This is a genomic window from Corynebacterium sp. CCM 9203 (assembly GCF_041357675.1).
In the GTDB taxonomy this organism is placed as follows: Bacteria; Actinomycetota; Actinomycetes; order Mycobacteriales; family Mycobacteriaceae; genus Corynebacterium.
On sequence record NZ_JAUERY010000001.1, the window covers coordinates 241,836 to 258,179 of the forward strand.

A 16,344-nucleotide genomic window follows, 5' to 3' on the forward strand; every position below is an offset into this window, starting at 1 on the left:
CATAACAACCCCCTGCACGAACCCTGGTGGTTCCGGTAGGGGGTTGTTTTCATGTTATGGGGATGATGAGAGTTCCCCCCGGATCGGGTCATCCGTGTAAGGTGACGGGCTATTTCTTGAACAGTGTTCAAGGGAGCCGGTACCCTTGAATTTTGAGCGGCCACCAGCTCAATCTTGACGAGTATCTGGTGAACGAAGTTAGTCCATACACCCAGGAGGGCCCAAAGATGACCAAGGCAACCATCGACAACGATGCACCCGAGCATGCGCAGGGTGACATTCTCGCGGTCGCGCGGAAGAAGGTTCTCGAAGGTGGAATGGGGTTGAACAAGGACGAGACTCTCGCAGTACTGCAGCTTCCTGATGATCGACTGTCCGAACTGCTTGAACTCGCGCATGAGGTCCGACTGAAGTGGTGTGGTGAGGAAGTCGAGATGGAGGGCATCATCTCCCTCAAAACGGGAGGGTGTCCGGAAGACTGCCACTTCTGTTCGCAATCGGGTTTGTTCGAGTCCCCGGTGCGGTCAGCATGGCTGGATATTCCGGCCCTTGTGGAAGCAGCGAAGCAGACACAGAAGACCGGGGCCACCGAGTTCTGCATCGTCGCAGCGGTGAAGGGGCCGGACGAGCGATTGCTATCACAGTTGGAGCAGGCTGTCGCGGCGATCAAATCCGAGGTTGAGATCGAGGTCGCGGCGTCCGTGGGAATCCTGACGCAGGAGCAGGTCGATCGCCTCGCAGCCGCCGGTGTGCACCGGTATAACCACAATCTCGAGACCGCCAGATCATTCTTCCCCCAGGTTGTCACCACCCACTCGTGGGAGACCCGCCGGGACACACTCCGGATGGTCAAGGAAGCGGGTATGGAGGTCTGTTGCGGTGGAATCCTCGGAATGGGGGAAACCCTCGAGCAGCGCGCCGAGTTCGCGCAGGATCTCGCGAAGCTTGATCCGACAGAGGTTCCGATGAACTTCCTTGATCCGCGCCCCGGAACCCCGTTCGCGGATTACGAGGTCATGCCGGCCCAGGACGCACTGCGTGCCATCGGTGCCTTCCGACTCGCGCTACCGAAGACGATCCTACGGTTCGCGGGTGGCCGTGAGCTCACACTCGGGGATCTCGGGGCGGAGCAGGGGCTACTCGGTGGCATCAACGCCATTATCGTGGGTAACTACCTCACCACACTCGGGCGTCCACAGGAGCAGGATCTTGAGATGATGGGCAAACTCCGACTGCCCATCAAGGCGCTGAACTCCACCTGTTAGCGAGTCCGACAGCGAATACCGAAAGGGAATGGAACATGGCCCGTGTCGCGGACAACAATGATCTTCTTGAGGCCCTGATTACGGGAGCTTCACCTGTCTATCATCCGAACACCGGCCAGTGCATTGCCGAGGGAGAAGAGATTCGCTTGTCGCCCTCCGCGCGCGCTGGTCTCGAGGCCCCGCGGTACTGTCAGCTTTGTGGTCGGCGGATGGTCGTTCAGATTCGACCTGATGGCTGGGACGCCGCCTGTTCCAGGCACGGTCGTGTCGACTCCGCGTACCTCGGTCGACGTTGACCGCAACCGGGGCGGTGTCCGGGGGTTACGGGGTGATGCCCTTTTCCGCGTAGATTGGACGTCCATGAACCTTCCCCATTCCTCCGACGGATTGAAGGACACCCCGGACGGTACCGAGTTCCTGACTCCGGAGCGTGGGAAACCCGCGCGCCGGAGTCAGGTCAGGCATCTGTTGCCCCGCGTGAGTCGGGCGACCGGTTCCTACGCGGGGATCCTCGCGTTGGCCCTCATTCTGTCTCTTGTGGCGGGAGTTCTCTCGGGGGTGTTCCGTCCGGTCTATACGGCGCGGATCGCAGAGGACGCGAACATCATTCTCGTGTCTCCCGGATCACAGGAGTTCGACACGTGGTTGGGGATGATCACGGGCAGTTCGATCCTCGGGATCATCGTGGCGCTGGTCGCGTTCTTCCGGGCACCCGAGCTACTCGGACCGAAAATGCTGGCGTGGGTGACGCTCTGTTCTCTCCTCGGGGCGTTCACTCTCGTTGGTATCAGCGACGTCGTCGCTCATCTGGTGCATCAGCCCCCTGCACCGGATGCCTTGGAGATTGGGCAGGACTATGAGTTGGTGCCCCGTGTCGACCTCGATTGGGGGGCGATTATCTCCCCCTATCTGGCGTTGCTGAGTTACTGGTCAGCCACGGTGCTCGTCCGTCCGGGTCAGCCACGCGATCACGGAGACGGATGAGATTCTCCTAGTCCTAGATCGGGTCGGAGAGCACCTTCCGGATCACGGTGACAGCTTCGACGACACCCGTGATACCGCATTCGAGTGCTGATTTGAGCTGGGCATCGGTGGCCCCGCTGGATGCAGGGAACAGCGCCACCGCGCACACGATGACCCGTTCGGTGTCCCGGCTGGTTGGCTCGGTGTTCGGCGCACCGACGAGAGCGGCCCGGACGTTGACCGTTGGACAGCGTCGGTCGAAAGCGGCACATGCCATCGCAGCTTCACCGAACGCATCGGTCGGCGGACCATCCCAGCGGACCGTCCAGCGGGCGATGATGATGACGTCACCGGGGCCTGCGGCGGTGGTCGTGTTCACCGTGACATGGATGTCCACGTCGTTGATCCGCAGCGCCAGAGCACGGTAGTGGGGATGGGGTTCGGCATCACCACGGACTTCCTCGAGGATGAGCCGGAGACGGTACAAGTCCAGAGGCTCCGGGAGAGAGAGTTCAACCGGCTTTGAGACGCGGGGCGGAATCACGATTCCCTCGACCGGCTGCGTGGCTTCAACGGAATCGGAACGAAGGAGTTCCGATGCATCCACGCGGGGACCCGCGAGGACGGGTAACTCGTCGAGAAGGGTCAGGCATCCGGTGATCACCAGGACCAGAGCACGCTCGAGGAAGGTCCGCAGTTGGGTTCTGCTGATACCGGCTTCCACGCACAGGGACGTGTGGAAGCGCACGCTGAGGGTGGCGTCTGCGGCGACGGCCGGGTAGAAGCAGACCAACAGGGAACGCTCATCTCCCAGAGACAGTGCGTCCTGAAGCAGGGGTAGCTGCTCCACGCCGGTCCGTCCGCGGAGCCGTCCCCTCAGTACGAGATGCAGACCACCGTTGTCACTGAGTAGGAGAAGCTCACTCCGGACTGTCGGCCAGGCTATCAGGATACGGTCCGGCATCACTGTATGACGGATCCCGAGTGCGTCAAGTACCCCGGTGAGGGTATCGACGCTCAGGGGACGAACGGGTTCCGGTGTCTGGTTCCGGAGTCTGCGCACAGCCCGGAACGGCGCAGGTCCGAGTATCCGGAGCAGTGTCCGACGCAATCCACGATTGAGCTTGCCGGGGGGTGTCTGCCGGGAGAACACCGTGTCATACCCGTCGGAGAACAGCGCGGATGCATCCCCCGGGATGCTCGGGAGGGAGGAGTCGCCGTCGGCGGAAGGAGAAGTCACGGGTTCAATCTTCCGGCCACTCCACCACCGAGGATCCCGTGACATCCTCGCTGATGGAACCGACCGCGAACAGTACCCGTCGCAGCCCCAGAGAAAGCGTGTGCCGGAGTTGTGCGGAGGTCAGTCCCGCTGCCGTGGGGACCGACATCTCGACCCGGACCTGAAGTCCGTCGTCGTCGGTGTGGCAGTACGCTTTCGTCAGCGCAGATTTTTCATTCCAGGTGTTACAGCAGAGGAAGAGCCGCATGAAGTCCCGGTCCGGATCAAGGCCCGGATCCCACAGTCCCCGAAGTATCAGGGACGGGCCGTTGTCCAGGTGCAACCCGACGAGCACCCGATTGACCGTCGTGGCGAGCCAACTCTCGCCGCGGTGCATTCCGTGGATCCCCAGTTCATTGAGTGTCGATTCCAGTCTGGGGAGATCAACCGGTGTGGGCGACTCAGGATCGGGAAGACCGTTACCTCCGGTGGCGTTCCCGTTGATCCCGTCGCTGATGTCGTGATCTTCCTCCGGATACTCTGGTTCCTGCACGGGCGATTCCCTCTTTTCTTCTGCGCTGGTACCTGGACCGGTCTGAAACGGTAGTGTTCCGTGGAGTGCACCGGAATCCTGTGCACTCGGTGATGTCGGTTCATCGCCTGTGGCCTTGATCTGCGGAAATTCGGTCAACAGCCGGTCAACAGCTAGTTCTATGACCTGCATCGCCGTACGGATGAAGGTACGCAACTGCTCATCGGTGGCACCAGCGTCGATGGGCAGTGATATTCGGAAACGGATGGACACCGCACCGTCATCGGTGATGTGCAGCAGGGCTGTCGGATTGATCCGTTCCGCATTCCACGAGTTGATGGTGCGCGCTACTGCATTGATGTCGGAGAGATCAAGCGTGCGGCGCAGTTCCCCCTCCGCAATGAGTACCCGCGCCTCGACTCTACCGATGTAGAGGAGAACCCGGTGATCCGCCCAAGGCAGTAGTAGACGCCCGTCCCCGGTGCGGAAACGGTAGTCACACGCCCTGACGGCTGCGATCACGTCCTCCATGCCGATGTTCGTGGGGCCCGGCTGGCCCCCGGCGCGGTCGCTCATGATCTGCTCCACTCCTCACCGTGTGACCTCGTAGACCTCTCCGCCAATATACGCGGCGATGCGTCGGCACCGTCCTCATCCGGTGTCCCCATGGTCGTTGCGCTGTCGGGAGAGAATACAATGACCGCTGAAAGCACCACGGCCCCCGCACCGCATCCGGGGGCACCGGGGTGTGACCTTTCACCGCAGACACACGACGGGATGATGCAGTCAATGCCCATGCTCACGCTCACCGATCTCACCGGACAGAACCCGACCAACAGTCATCTGCGGAGGACTCTGCCCCGAGGCGGCACCGACGTCGACTCCGTCCTCGGGGTGGTCGCACCGTTGGTCGCCGATGTCCGGGACAACGGAGCCATCGCAGCCCTCGCATACGGCCAGAAGTTTGACGGAATCACCCCGGAGAGTGTCCGGGTGCCAGCCGACGTCATCGCCCGTGCAGTGGACACCCTCGACCCGGAGGTTCGTGGGGCTCTCGAGGAATCCATCGACCGGGTACGACAGGTCCACCGGGCACAGATTCCAGAGGGACACACGGTTGAGCTCAGTCCTGGCGGTATCGTCGAGGAACGCTTCATCCCCGTCGAGCGCGTCGGTCTCTACGTGCCCGGTGGCAACGCCGTTTACCCGTCAAGCGTGATCATGAACGTCATCCCCGCACAGGAGGCAGGCGTCGACACGCTCGTGGTCGCCTCGCCCCCGCAGGCCGCACACGGTGGCTGGCCCCACCCCACCATCCTCGCCGCCTGCGCGCTGCTCGGTGTCGACGAGGTGTGGGCCATCGGCGGGGCGCAGGCGATCGCGCTGCTCGCCTACGGCGATGAGGAGGGAGCTGAGCTGGTGCCCGTCGACATGATCACCGGCCCGGGCAACATCTTTGTTACCGCAGCGAAACGGCTCTGCCGTTCCGTGGTCGGCATCGACTCCGAAGCCGGGCCGACGGAGATCGCCATCCTTGCGGATAACACCGCAGATCCGGTACACGTCGCCTATGACCTGATCAGCCAGGCGGAACACGATGTCATGGCGGCGAGTGTCCTGGTCACCGATTCCCGGGAACTTGCAGAGGCCGTTGATCGGGAGGTCACCGCCCGTTATGGTGTCACCCGCAACGCCGAACGGGTAGCTCAGGCGTTGACCGGACCTCAATCCGGCATCATCCTCGTCGATGACCTTGACACCGGTATCCGTGTCGTTGACGCTTACGGCGCGGAGCACCTGGAGATTCACACAGAGAACGCCGCAGACGTGGCCCGCCGGATTCGCAATGCGGGCGCCATCTTCGTCGGCCCCTACGCACCGGTGCCACTCGGTGACTATTCCGCGGGGTCCAACCACGTCCTGCCGACCTCCGGAACCGCACGCCATTCATCCGGTCTGAACACCCGGACCTTCCTCAAGGCCGTGCACCTCATCAACTACGACGAATCCGCGCTCAAGAACATAGCGGGTACCGTCGTGGCGCTCGCCGACGCCGAGGATCTGCCCGCCCATGGAGAAGCGATACGCGCCCGCTTCGAGAATCTGCCCACCGAGACAACCGCAGCATCAACCACTGAGGACAATCGATGACCGACGTCACCACACCGCTCGCCGCGTCCACCACCCTCGCGGACCTGCCGCTCCGGGAAGCGCTGCGCGGCGAACACGCCTACGGCGCGCCGCAGCTTGACGTCCCCGTGCGGCTGAACACCAACGAAAACCCCTATCCGCCGTCCGATGCGTTGATCGAGGATCTGGTGGACACCATCCAACGCCTCGCGGGAGAGCTGAACCGGTATCCCGAACGTGACTGTGTTGAGCTTCGCGATCATCTCGCGGCCTACATCACCGAGCAGACCGGCATCACCGTGACCCGGGAAAACCTGTGGGCCGCCAACGGATCCAACGAGGTTCTCCAGCAACTGCTCCAGGCCTTCGGCGGCCCCGGCCGTACGGCTCTCGGATTCGTTCCCAGCTATTCCATGCACCCGATCCTGTCCGCAAGCACGCATACCGAGTTTCTACGCTGTGAACGCGGTGCCGATTTCCGAATAGACATGGATGCAGCGCTGTCCGAGATCAGGCGTCTCCAGCCTAACGTCGTGTTCGTGACCACCCCGAACAATCCCACCGGTGACGTGACCTCCCTCGACGACATTCGCCGGATCGCAGCAACCGCGCCGGGCATCGTCATCGTTGATGAGGCATACGCCGAGTTCAATGACGGGCCCTCCGCAGTGGAACTCATCGAGGAATTCCCCTCCCGACTGGTGGTATCCCGGACGATGAGCAAGGCCTTCGACTTCGCAGGTGGTCGTCTCGGATACTTCGTTGCGGCTCCGGCCTTCATCGATGCGGTCATGCTCGTGCGTCTCCCGTACCACCTCTCCACTCTGTCTCAGGCTGCGGCGATCGTGGCACTCAAGCATTCGGGGGACACCCTGGCGACGGTCGCGAGGATCGCGGCGGAACGTGACCGCGTGGTCGCTGCACTAGAGCAGATTGGCTACGATGTCGTGCCGAGCCGGTCGAACTTCATCTTCTTCGGGCACTTCGATGACGCGGGCGCGGCGTGGCGAGCATTCCTCGACGCGGGGGTGCTCATCCGTGACGTCGGGGTCCCGCACCGGCTCCGTGCCACGATCGGCCTTGACTCGGAAAATGACGCGTTCATCGCCGCGGCCCGCGATATCGCGGCCGCAACCGGTATCGGCGATGCCGCTTCCACAACCACTCCGTAACACAATCATCCGGCAACACTGGTCACGAGGAATGAGAACTCACCCATGGCAGATCTGAACCACATCACCACCGATGGACCCTCCGGCTCCGGGAAAAACCGCCGCACCCGTGTGGAGCGTGCCACCCGGGAGTCGACGATTGCGGTGGAGATTGACCTTGACGGCACCGGCCGGTGCGAGATTGTCACCGGCCTGCCGTTCTTCGACCACATGCTTACGGCATTCGGAACCCACGGTAGCTTCGACCTGACCGTGCATGCTTCGGGCGACATCGAGGTTGATGCGCACCACACCGTGGAGGACACCGCAATCGTTCTGGGCGGTGCGATACGCGAGGCATTGGGAGATAAGTCCGGGATCCGGCGTTTCGGGTCCTGCCAGCTCCCGATGGACGAGACCCTGTGTGAAGCGATCGTCGATGTTTCGGGGCGTCCGTACTTCGTCATGGACGGAGAACCTGAACAGATGATCACCTCCGTGATCGGTGGGCACTATGCAACCGTGATCAATCGTCACTTCTTCGAGACCCTGGCGTTCCATGCTCAGATTGCCCTGCACCTGCGCTGCCACTACGGCCGCGACCCGCACCACATCACCGAGGCCGAGTACAAGGCTGTAGCCCGCGCACTGAGGGCAGCCACGGAACCGGATCCCCGGGTCACCGGGATTCCCTCGACCAAGGGGTCGCTGTAACCAATGTCGGAGCTTGTTAGAGTGGCAGCCGGACAGACGGATGGATCCGCACACTGGGTCGTCTACCTGTTGTTCGTCATTGCCGGCCTCTTGGTCGGTGGGACCTGGGCTGCTTACCAGGCGGAGAACCGGGTCATGACATTCATTGGCGCTCTCGCGGCGGCTGTGGCATTTGCCGCAGCGTTGCTGTGGTTACTGGGAGAGGTGGGTTAGATAGGTGAAGACTTCGGCGCGGCTGCTGTCACGCGATGAACTCGAGAAGCTCGACAACATGTGGAGCAGTCCGGCGCTGAAGACGGCACTCGTCGCCGTCGCCGCAGCTTTCGCCTCTTGGTCGTTGATGTTGCCGGTGGTGCCGCTGGCGGTTATCAGTTCGGGGGGGTCCGACAGCCTTGCCGGTGCGGTCACGGGCGTGTTCATGGCGGCGACTGTCCTCACTCAGATGTTCACTCCGAAGGCGCTACGGAAGTTCGGATACATCCCGGTGATGGTCGTTTCCGCGTTTCTCCTGTGCGTGCCCTCCGCGTTCTACGCATTGTCCGTCGATGCGATCCCCGTGCTGTCGGTGTCCGCTGTCCGTGGCGTCGGTTTCGGTGCCCTGACTGTCGCCCAGTCCGCCCTCATGGCGGAACTTGTGGCCCGCAGATTCCTGGGTAAGGCTTCTGGAGCTCTCGGACTTGTCGTAGGCCTGTTGCAGATGATTTTTCTTCCCGCTGGGCTCTACCTCGCGGAGACAGTCGGTTTTACTGCCGTCTACCTCATCGCCTCAGTGATCGGGATCGGTGCCACGGCTCTGTGCTGGTCGCTTCCCAGGCTGTCCCCGGAGAAGCGGGAGTCCCTGCGTGCCACCGGTTCGGTCACCGAGACCGGGTATTCGGTCGCCACCTGGAAACTCATCACCGTTCCTGCCCTGGCTATCTCGACGATTGCTATGGGCTACGGTGCTATTTCCTCCTTCCTGCCCGCTGCGGTCAAGGAACTCGATCCTGCTGGGGGTGCCGCAATCGGTGGTCTCGTTCTCGCACTCGTCGGTGGGTCACAGATGCTCAGTCGTTACGGAGCGGGAATCATCGCGGATCGGAGGGGGGAAGCAGGGCGCCTGGTGATTCCTTCACTGGCTGCGGGTATCGCTGGGCTCGTTCTGGCCACACTTGTTCTCGGGCTCGGGCTCAGTCCGTGGCTTCTGCTCTTCTCCGCTCTACTCTTCGGCGCTGGTTTCGGTGCCGTGCAGAATGAGGCCCTGTTGATGATGTTCGCCCGGCTGCCCAGGTCACGGGTCACCGAGGCCTCGGCGATGTGGAACATCGCCTTCGATTCCGGGACCGGGCTCGGGTCCGTCGTACTCGGCGTCGTCGCCGCCCGTGCCGCCTACTCCGGTTCCTTCGGGACTGCCGCCGGACTGGTCACCTTCGGTCTCGTCATCGTTCTCGTGGATCGGACCATCGGCCGCCACCGGATAACCGAATACAACAACACTCGGGCAACTCTCCGCCGGGTTCCGATGGCCCGTACAGCGGTTCGCAGCGCCCGTGCCATCGGTCGTGCAGGCATGAAGCCGGTGCACGTCGCGGAACTGCTCGCCAAGAGCACCCCCCGGCCACACGTTCGTCGACGCCCCGAGGGCATGACTCGGGAGGAATTCAACGCCGAACTCCGTGCCGAGGCCGCCGAGCGCCGGGCGCAGAAAGCCGAACGTCGTTCCGGCCAGCGTGAATACAAGCTACAGGTCCGAGAGATTCGGGCCGATGCGCGCGCGCACGTGGAGCGCGCGCGGAAGGAAGCTCAGGCACACATCGAACGTGCCCGCGAAGAGGCCCGCGAGATGGAGCGGCGTCGTCTCGCGGAGCTCCGGAAACCGGGGCATTCAGGCTCGACCACGCAGTTGCGGGCGGCGAGAAAAACATCGATCACACCCGTCGACCTTGATCCCCGGACAGATCCCCCGCCAGGAGCGGACGATATGCGGGAGATGGGCGCCGACAGGCGGAGCCACGACCACACCACTGACACCGACACCACCGGGAGCACCAGATGACTGCACGACACACCCCCACCGTCGCCTTGCTCGACTACGGCTCGGGCAACCTGCGTTCCGCTCACCGAGCCATTGAACGGGTGGGTGCCGACGTCACGGTGACGAGCGATCCGGCGACCGTTCTCGCCGCAGATGGACTCCTCGTCCCCGGTGTAGGTGCTTTCGCAGCATGTATGGCGGGACTCGGGAACATTCAGGGAGCACGTCTCATCGGTGAACGGCTAGCCGGCTCACGTCCTGTGCTGGGTATCTGCGTCGGCATGCAGATCCTCTTCGAGCGTGGGGTCGAGCACGGCACCAGCGCTGAAGGATGCGGGGAATGGCCAGGAACGGTAGAGAGACTCCGGGCTGAAATCCTGCCGCACATGGGCTGGAATACCGTGGATGCCCCGGAGGAATCCCGGATGTTCCGGGGGATCCGGGACGAACGTTTCTATTTCGTGCACTCCTACGGAGTCCGTGAGTGGGCGATGCCTGCTGACGGTATGCTGGCACCCCCGACCCTGAGCTGGGCTGAGCACGGCGGTGACCGTTTCCTCGCGGCGGTCGAGAACGGGCCGCTGTGGGCGACGCAGTTCCATCCGGAGAAGTCTGGAGACGCCGGAGCCGAACTTTTGCGCAACTGGTTGGACACTCTCTGAGGGGTGGCTCCAGGTGGGGTGACGCAATCGTTTCAGCCACCGCTAGGATTGGCTCCATGACTCTCACACTTCTGCCCGCAGTCGACGTCGTGGATGGTAAGGCCGTCCGCCTGCATCAGGGAGAGGCAGGCAGTGAAAAGAGTTACGGTAGCCCACTCGATGCAGCTTTGAACTGGCAGTCTCAGGGAGCCCGGTGGCTGCACTTTGTTGATCTGGATGCCGCATTCGGGCGTGGCTCCAACCATGTGATGATGGCTGAGGTTGTCGGGGCCCTCGACATCGATGTTGAGCTGACCGGGGGGATCCGGGACGATGAATCTCTCGAACGGGCGCTCTCCACCGGTGCCCGGCGCGTCAATATCGGGACCGCTGCCCTGGAGAATCCCGAGTGGGCCGCGAGGATCATCGGAGCTCACGGAGATCGAGTCGCGGTCGGGCTCGATGTTCGGCTCATTGATGGTGAGTGGCGTACCCGCGGCCGGGGTTGGGTTTCCGACGGTGGAGATCTCTGGGAGGTTCTTGAGCGTCTGGACCAGGCGGGTTGCCAGCGCTTCGTGGTTACGGATGTTTCCCGGGACGGAACTCTCACGGGTCCGAACATTGATCTTCTCCGCGATGTCGCGGCGGCCACGGATGCTCCCGTGACGGCCTCCGGGGGGATTGCGGAGCTCTCCGATGTCACGGGTCTTATGCCGTACGTGGCAGAGGGAATCGACTCTGTGATCATCGGTAAGGCACTGTATGAGGGCCGCTTCACCCTCCGTGAGGCACTTGACGCGGTGGCTGGTGCCGATGTTCGGTTCTCCGACGAGCAGAATAGCCGTCACTGATCGTGTCCGGTGGTCTGGATGCCCGTGGCCTGCTGGCGGTCGCGGAAGCCGTCGCCGATGATGCGGAGCGGTCGATCCGTTCTTCCCTGGGGATTGCCCGCATCATGGAGAAGGGGGAGGGGGACGTAGCCACCGAGGTTGATCTCGCGGTGGAAGCCACTGTCAGGAGGCAGCTCACGCTGTTGACCGGGATTCCCGTCTTTGGTGAGGAAGCGGGTGGTGACCCGGATTGCGGTGCCGTCTGGGTGGTTGATCCCGTGGACGGTACCTCCAATTTTGCGGTGGGAAATCCCATGTGTGCGTTTCTGCTCAGTCTTCTCGTCGACGGGCAGCCGGTGTGCGCTCTGACTTCTCAACCTGCGACAGGTCAGCGTTTCACCGCCTACTCCGGTTCACCGCTCATGGTGAACGGGAAACCACAGCGCCCGATCAGTGAGCGGGATCCCTGGTTGAGTCACATCGGATTCGGGTCAATCATCTCTCCCGTCCAGTCCTCGTACCCGACTTCCGCCCGCCATGAACTCCTGGACAGACTCGGTGCCAAGCATCCGCGGCTCCGGGTGACTGGATCGGTGGGGCTTGATCTCGCTTTCACCGCGGCAGGGATCTTCGGTGGTGCCGTCACGTTCAGCCCGCACGTGTGGGACAATGCAGCGGGTGTACTGCTCGTCCGAGCGGCCGGAGGTGTGGTGACCGATCTGTTCGGGGCGGAGTGGCAGCCGGATTCCTTCGGGGTCGTGGCCGGGGCGAAGAGTGTGCACGACGTGATCCTCGGTACGATCAGTGAGACCCTCGGTTCCGACCGTTGAACAGTTCCACCCGATCTGAGAAGGAGGCTGACGGAACGTGTCCGTAGCTGTCCGTATCATTCCGTGCCTAGATGTGGCCGACGGCCGTGTCGTCAAAGGCGTTAACTTCACAAACCTGCGTGATGCCGGCGACCCCGTTGAACTCGCCGCGCGCTACGACGCCGAGGGAGCTGATGAACTGACGTTTCTCGATGTCTCCGCGTCCAAGGATGGGCGGGGGACGATGCTTGATGTTGTTCGGCGTACGGCGGAACAGGTGTTCATCCCGTTGACTGTCGGCGGTGGTGTCCGTTCAGCGGAGGATGTTGATCAGTTGTTGCGTGCGGGAGCGGACAAGGTCAGTGTGAACACCTCCGCCATTGCCCGTCCGGAGCTCCTTCGCGAGCTCTCGGAGCGGTTCGGTGCGCAGTGCATCGTGTTGTCCGTCGATGCCCGCAGGGTTCCTGAGGGGGGAATGCCCCAGCCGTCCGGGTTCGAGGTGACCACGCATGGTGGTTCACGGTCGGCGGGTATCGATGCGATCGACTGGGCCCGTCGTGGAGAAGAACTCGGGGTGGGGGAGATCCTCCTCAACTCGATGGATGGCGATGGCACCCGGGACGGTTTCGATCTGGAGCTGTTGGAGGCGGTTCGCGCAGCGGTGTCGGTACCGGTGATCGCATCGGGTGGTGCGGGTGCGAAGGAGCATTTCCCGCCGGCGGTCGCAGCGGGAGCCGATGCCGTCCTCGCCGCTACGATCTTCCATTTCCGGGAGCTCACCATCGGGGAAGTCAAGGAGGCACTCGCCGATGCGGGATTCGAGGTCAGACGATGAGTGTGAACGGTACGACGGACACCGGGCGGTGTGAGGACCCGTCCCGGTACGATCTCGATCCCTCGGTCACGGAGCGGTTGAAGCTGAATGAAGCAGGCCTCGTGCCCGCCGTCGTTCAGGACGCTAATTCCGGTGCCGTTCTGATGCTGGCGTGGATGGACACTCATGCGTTGGCCTATACCCTGGCCACCCGCCGCGGCACCTACTACTCCCGTTCCCGCCGTGAGTACTGGATCAAGGGGCTCACCTCCGGCCACGTCCAGGAGGTCACGGGTGTCCGTCTGGACTGCGACGGGGACACTATTCTGCTCACTGTCCGGCAGACAGGTGGCGCCTGCCATACCGGAGACCGCACTTGCTTCGACGCGGACGAACTGCTGTGAAGGCTGGGGCGATGACCCGGTTGGCTACCCTCACTCTCGGTGTAGGGGCGGTTCTACTTTGGTTCTCTTCGCGGTTGCGGTGGGTCACGGTGACCGCGTACGACGACAAATCCGGGGATGCTGTCCGGAACCTTCCCGGTGCGGTTTGGGCGTCGGAGGTCACCGTGATCGCACTCGTCCTTCTCGCGGGGACTGTCGCTGCATGTGCGCTTCGTCGTACCGCACGTCGGGTCATCGGGGTCCTGACGGCCTTTGCTGCTGTCGGGGCCAGTTGGGCACCTCTGTCGCTGTTTGCGGGGACCCCGGATGCGGAGCGGGCGCGGATTCTCCTGACCTCGGGTGTCGCCACGCAGAAAGCGGATTCCCCCGTGACGTTGAGTCAATGGGCTGCGGTTCAGTCGCTTGATGTCCACGTGGCGGGGCCGACCGTCGCATTCGTGGGGTGTGCATTCGCGCTGGTCGGGGGAGTGATCCTCGTCCTCCGTCCCGGTGGTTCGGTAACGGCCGGTTCGAGCCGTTACGTCACCCCGGGGGCACGTCAGGAGCGCTTGGCGGAGGATCTGGAGAGGTCTCCGGAGTCTGGGAGGGTTTTGTGGGATGCCCTTGATGCCGATATCGATCCCACTGATGGACACACCGATGGTACCGGGGGTGACTCACGGCGATGATCTTGTGATCTCCGTTCCAGAGATTGGGTGACGGGAGGGGTGTTTCCTGTCTGTTCGGAGGTAGCCAATTTCACCGGACACCAGGCCAGCCGTTAGCCTTGATACTGAACACGGGTGACCCGGTCCACCGGATGCACCGCAGGAAGATGGATCGGACGGATCAGACATGACCACGGTTTTCGATCAGATCATCGCAGGAGTCGTCGAGGACGTCGCCGCGCGGGAGGCTGTCGTGCCGTTCCGGGAGATGAAGGCACGCTCTCGTGATGCAGAACCCGCCCGAGACGCCATCGCGGCTCTGATGAAGCCCGGCTGTGGGGTGATTGCCGAACTGAAGCGGGCGAACCCAGTCGGCGGTCCGATTGCACTCATAGAATCCCCCTCGGAGTTGGCGTGCGCCTTTGAAGCGGGGGGTGCCCGGATGATCGGCTGTCAGACGGAGCGGAGACGATTCCATGGTTCACTAGAGGATGTCCGTGCCGTTCGCAGAGCGGTGACAGTTCCCGTGATGTGCCGTGACTTCATGGTCGATCCTTACCAGATACACGAAGCCCGGTACTATGGCGCGGATATGGTCCCGTTGCAGGTCAGGGCTTTGGAGCAGGCACATCTGGAAGCGCTGCTTGATCGTGTTCAGTCCTTGGGGATGACTGCGATGGTAGAGGTTCGAACTCCTGAGGAGGCGTCCCGGGCCATTCAGGCCGGTGCGCGGGTCATTGGTGTCAATGCCCGGGATCTCAACACACTCACCATCAACAGGGAGGCTTTCGCGGAGATAGCCCCAGGTCTTCCGTGTGGAACCATCCGGGTCGCGTTGTCCGGGGTCCGGACGACGCGGGATCTGATGAGTTATGCCGGTTCCGGGGCAGACGCTGTGGTCATCGGTGAGGAACTCGTCACAGCAGCGGACCCGGCGGGTATGTGCCGCAAGCTGGTCACCGCCGGGCAACATCCAGCCTGCCCCTCCAACCGGTGGTTTTGAGGGTGGGCGTCACTTGCCGCAGGCCCGGTGTAAGGACACACTGGAACGCATGACGATCTCACCTGAACTCCCCAGCATTCTCCGGCGTCGACAGGCGACGGTGCTCCGTGTCTCCGTTGCGACGCTGTCCGCCTCGGCGTTGCTACTCGCTGCTTGCACGAACCCGAATTCCGATACCGGTGTGATGGAGGAAGGCACGAGCACGACCACTGCCCGTGAGGAGACCTCCGACACCACTGTGATGGGTGCCCTGTGCAATGCCTTCTACAGTGTTGCGGCGGCTCAGGCTGACGTGGGTTCCGGCCCGCTCCTGGCCGGAACCCACGGTTATCTGGTCACCGCCCAGGAAAGACTAGGCGCTGTCGAAGGTGAGGCCGAGGGGGACGCCGCAGAGCAGTACGACACCGCGAAGAAGCTCATCGACAAAGCCGTCGAAAATACCCCGGACCTGACCGTCAAGCAGTACTCCGCGAACGGTGACCGTGACATGCAGCCGGTTGCGTTCGAGGGAGCGGCTGAGGGGGTCCAGGGATTCTTCACGTTCGTCGAATCACTCGACGGGGAACAGCGTGAACAGTTCGATGCAGCCCCGGTGTGCGCTGGTTTCACCGAACCCCGGGATGTGGAGGAAAGCAAGGTTGTTACTGCATTCATAGACTTCATGGAGCTTTCGCAGGGGGAAAGCGTCCGTGACAACGAGGCGTTTGGGAATGCGGTGGACCGTCTCCCACTGGAGAATCCTCCTGCCCCGGGGTCAGACCTCCCGGATCTTGATTCCGACGACTACCGTGTCATCGCGGAGTCAATCGGTGAGATCGCGGAGGGATTCGAGAAGTGGGCTATTCCCGCGGACGCTACCGATGCTGAACGCCGGGCACTTGAACCGCTGTTGTGGCACCAGCCGAAACTCGCGAAATACTACCGGGCGGCGGCCGACGCCGCGGAGAAGATGGCAGAGGACCCCAATGAGGACAACCTCTACGAGCTGATCGACGCCGCGCTGGAATCGGGTACCGCTTCAGCGCGGGTGGTTCGGATGGTACCGCCACCGAACACCGCTACCCTCGATGAACTGGTCGCGCGCCAGGAACAGCAGGCCACCACTCAGGAACAGTAACCTCCGTTTGGTGACGCCCCGGTTCAGGAGAGGACCGGGGCGTCACCATGTCGCTGGTGGGAGGCACTTTGTTGGGCAGTCGCGGGGAAAT

The 16,344-nt window shown here is 62.8% G+C and carries 17 protein-coding genes and 1 pseudogene; 16 read left to right on the forward strand and 2 right to left on the reverse strand.

What is annotated here, in order from left to right:
- The first annotated feature begins 227 nt into the window (after positions 1 to 227).
- From bioB to QWU44_RS01060, 3 genes are all read left to right on the forward strand, one after another.
- The gene (gene bioB, locus QWU44_RS01050; protein WP_370913864.1) at positions 228 to 1,265 is read left to right on the forward strand and encodes a biotin synthase BioB; all 1,038 of its coding nucleotides are present in this window, start codon (positions 228 to 230) and stop codon (positions 1,263 to 1,265) included.
- Positions 1,266 to 1,300: 35 nt separating this feature from the next.
- Entirely contained in the window at positions 1,301 to 1,561 is a 261-nt protein-coding gene (locus QWU44_RS01055) for a hypothetical protein (RefSeq protein ID WP_370913865.1), read from the forward strand.
- A gap of 64 nt (positions 1,562 to 1,625) precedes the next feature.
- Positions 1,626 to 2,249: a hypothetical protein gene (locus QWU44_RS01060; RefSeq protein WP_370913866.1), complete on the forward strand. Its 624-nt coding sequence runs from the start codon at positions 1,626 to 1,628 to the stop codon at positions 2,247 to 2,249.
- A gap of 13 nt (positions 2,250 to 2,262) precedes the next feature.
- On the opposite strand, the gene QWU44_RS01065 is transcribed toward QWU44_RS01060, so the two are convergent.
- The gene (locus tag QWU44_RS01065) at positions 2,263 to 3,468 is read right to left on the reverse strand and encodes a hypothetical protein (RefSeq protein ID WP_370913867.1); all 1,206 of its coding nucleotides are present in this window, start codon (positions 3,466 to 3,468) and stop codon (positions 2,263 to 2,265) included.
- A gap of 4 nt (positions 3,469 to 3,472) precedes the next feature.
- Complete coding sequence (locus QWU44_RS01070) at positions 3,473 to 4,555, reverse strand: YbjN domain-containing protein (protein WP_370913868.1); 1,083 nt, start codon at positions 4,553 to 4,555, stop codon at positions 3,473 to 3,475.
- 219 nt (positions 4,556 to 4,774) lie between these two features.
- On the opposite strand from QWU44_RS01070, the gene hisD reads away from it, so the two are divergent.
- The 13 genes and pseudogenes from hisD (at position 4,775) to QWU44_RS01135 (ending at position 16,253) form a co-directional block, all read left to right on the forward strand.
- Positions 4,775 to 6,130, forward strand: a complete 1,356-nt coding sequence (hisD, locus tag QWU44_RS01075; RefSeq protein WP_370914278.1) for a histidinol dehydrogenase — start codon at positions 4,775 to 4,777, stop codon at positions 6,128 to 6,130.
- Positions 6,127 to 7,281 (forward strand): histidinol-phosphate transaminase, encoded by a 1,155-nt coding sequence (locus QWU44_RS01080; protein WP_370913869.1) that lies wholly within the window; start codon positions 6,127 to 6,129, stop codon positions 7,279 to 7,281. Before hisD ends, QWU44_RS01080 begins: the two co-directional genes overlap by 4 nt.
- 45 nt (positions 7,282 to 7,326) lie before the next feature.
- Positions 7,327 to 7,974, forward strand: coding sequence for an imidazoleglycerol-phosphate dehydratase HisB (gene hisB, locus QWU44_RS01085; protein WP_370913870.1), 648 nt, complete (start codon positions 7,327 to 7,329; stop codon positions 7,972 to 7,974).
- A gap of 21 nt (positions 7,975 to 7,995) precedes the next feature.
- On the forward strand, positions 7,996 to 8,187 hold the full coding sequence (locus QWU44_RS01090; RefSeq protein ID WP_370913871.1) for a hypothetical protein: 192 nt from the start codon (positions 7,996 to 7,998) through the stop codon (positions 8,185 to 8,187).
- A 58-nt stretch (positions 8,188 to 8,245) separates the two neighbouring features.
- Positions 8,246 to 9,505: pseudogene (locus QWU44_RS01095) on the forward strand (MFS transporter); the annotation flags it as partial.
- Between the two features lie 500 nt (positions 9,506 to 10,005).
- The gene (hisH, locus tag QWU44_RS01100) at positions 10,006 to 10,650 is read left to right on the forward strand and encodes an imidazole glycerol phosphate synthase subunit HisH (protein ID WP_370913872.1); all 645 of its coding nucleotides are present in this window, start codon (positions 10,006 to 10,008) and stop codon (positions 10,648 to 10,650) included.
- A gap of 56 nt (positions 10,651 to 10,706) precedes the next feature.
- On the forward strand, positions 10,707 to 11,480 hold the full coding sequence (gene priA, locus QWU44_RS01105) for a bifunctional 1-(5-phosphoribosyl)-5-((5-phosphoribosylamino)methylideneamino)imidazole-4-carboxamide isomerase/phosphoribosylanthranilate isomerase PriA (protein ID WP_370913873.1): 774 nt from the start codon (positions 10,707 to 10,709) through the stop codon (positions 11,478 to 11,480).
- A gap of 14 nt (positions 11,481 to 11,494) precedes the next feature.
- Positions 11,495 to 12,289, forward strand: coding sequence for an inositol monophosphatase (locus QWU44_RS01110; protein ID WP_370914279.1), 795 nt, complete (start codon positions 11,495 to 11,497; stop codon positions 12,287 to 12,289).
- 37 nt (positions 12,290 to 12,326) lie between these two features.
- Entirely contained in the window at positions 12,327 to 13,103 is a 777-nt protein-coding gene (hisF, locus tag QWU44_RS01115) for an imidazole glycerol phosphate synthase subunit HisF (RefSeq protein WP_370913874.1), read from the forward strand.
- Positions 13,100 to 13,486, forward strand: coding sequence for a phosphoribosyl-AMP cyclohydrolase (hisI, locus tag QWU44_RS01120; RefSeq protein ID WP_370913875.1), 387 nt, complete (start codon positions 13,100 to 13,102; stop codon positions 13,484 to 13,486). Before hisF ends, hisI begins: the two co-directional genes overlap by 4 nt.
- Positions 13,487 to 13,497: 11 nt before the next feature.
- A complete protein-coding gene (locus tag QWU44_RS01125; RefSeq protein WP_370913876.1) occupies positions 13,498 to 14,154 on the forward strand; it encodes a TIGR02234 family membrane protein in 657 nt (218 codons plus the stop codon).
- Between the two features lie 166 nt (positions 14,155 to 14,320).
- On the forward strand, positions 14,321 to 15,136 hold the full coding sequence (gene trpC / locus QWU44_RS01130; protein WP_370913877.1) for an indole-3-glycerol phosphate synthase TrpC: 816 nt from the start codon (positions 14,321 to 14,323) through the stop codon (positions 15,134 to 15,136).
- Positions 15,137 to 15,185: 49 nt separating this feature from the next.
- A complete protein-coding gene (locus QWU44_RS01135; protein ID WP_370913878.1) occupies positions 15,186 to 16,253 on the forward strand; it encodes a hypothetical protein in 1,068 nt (355 codons plus the stop codon).
- Positions 16,254 to 16,344 lie beyond the last annotated feature (91 nt).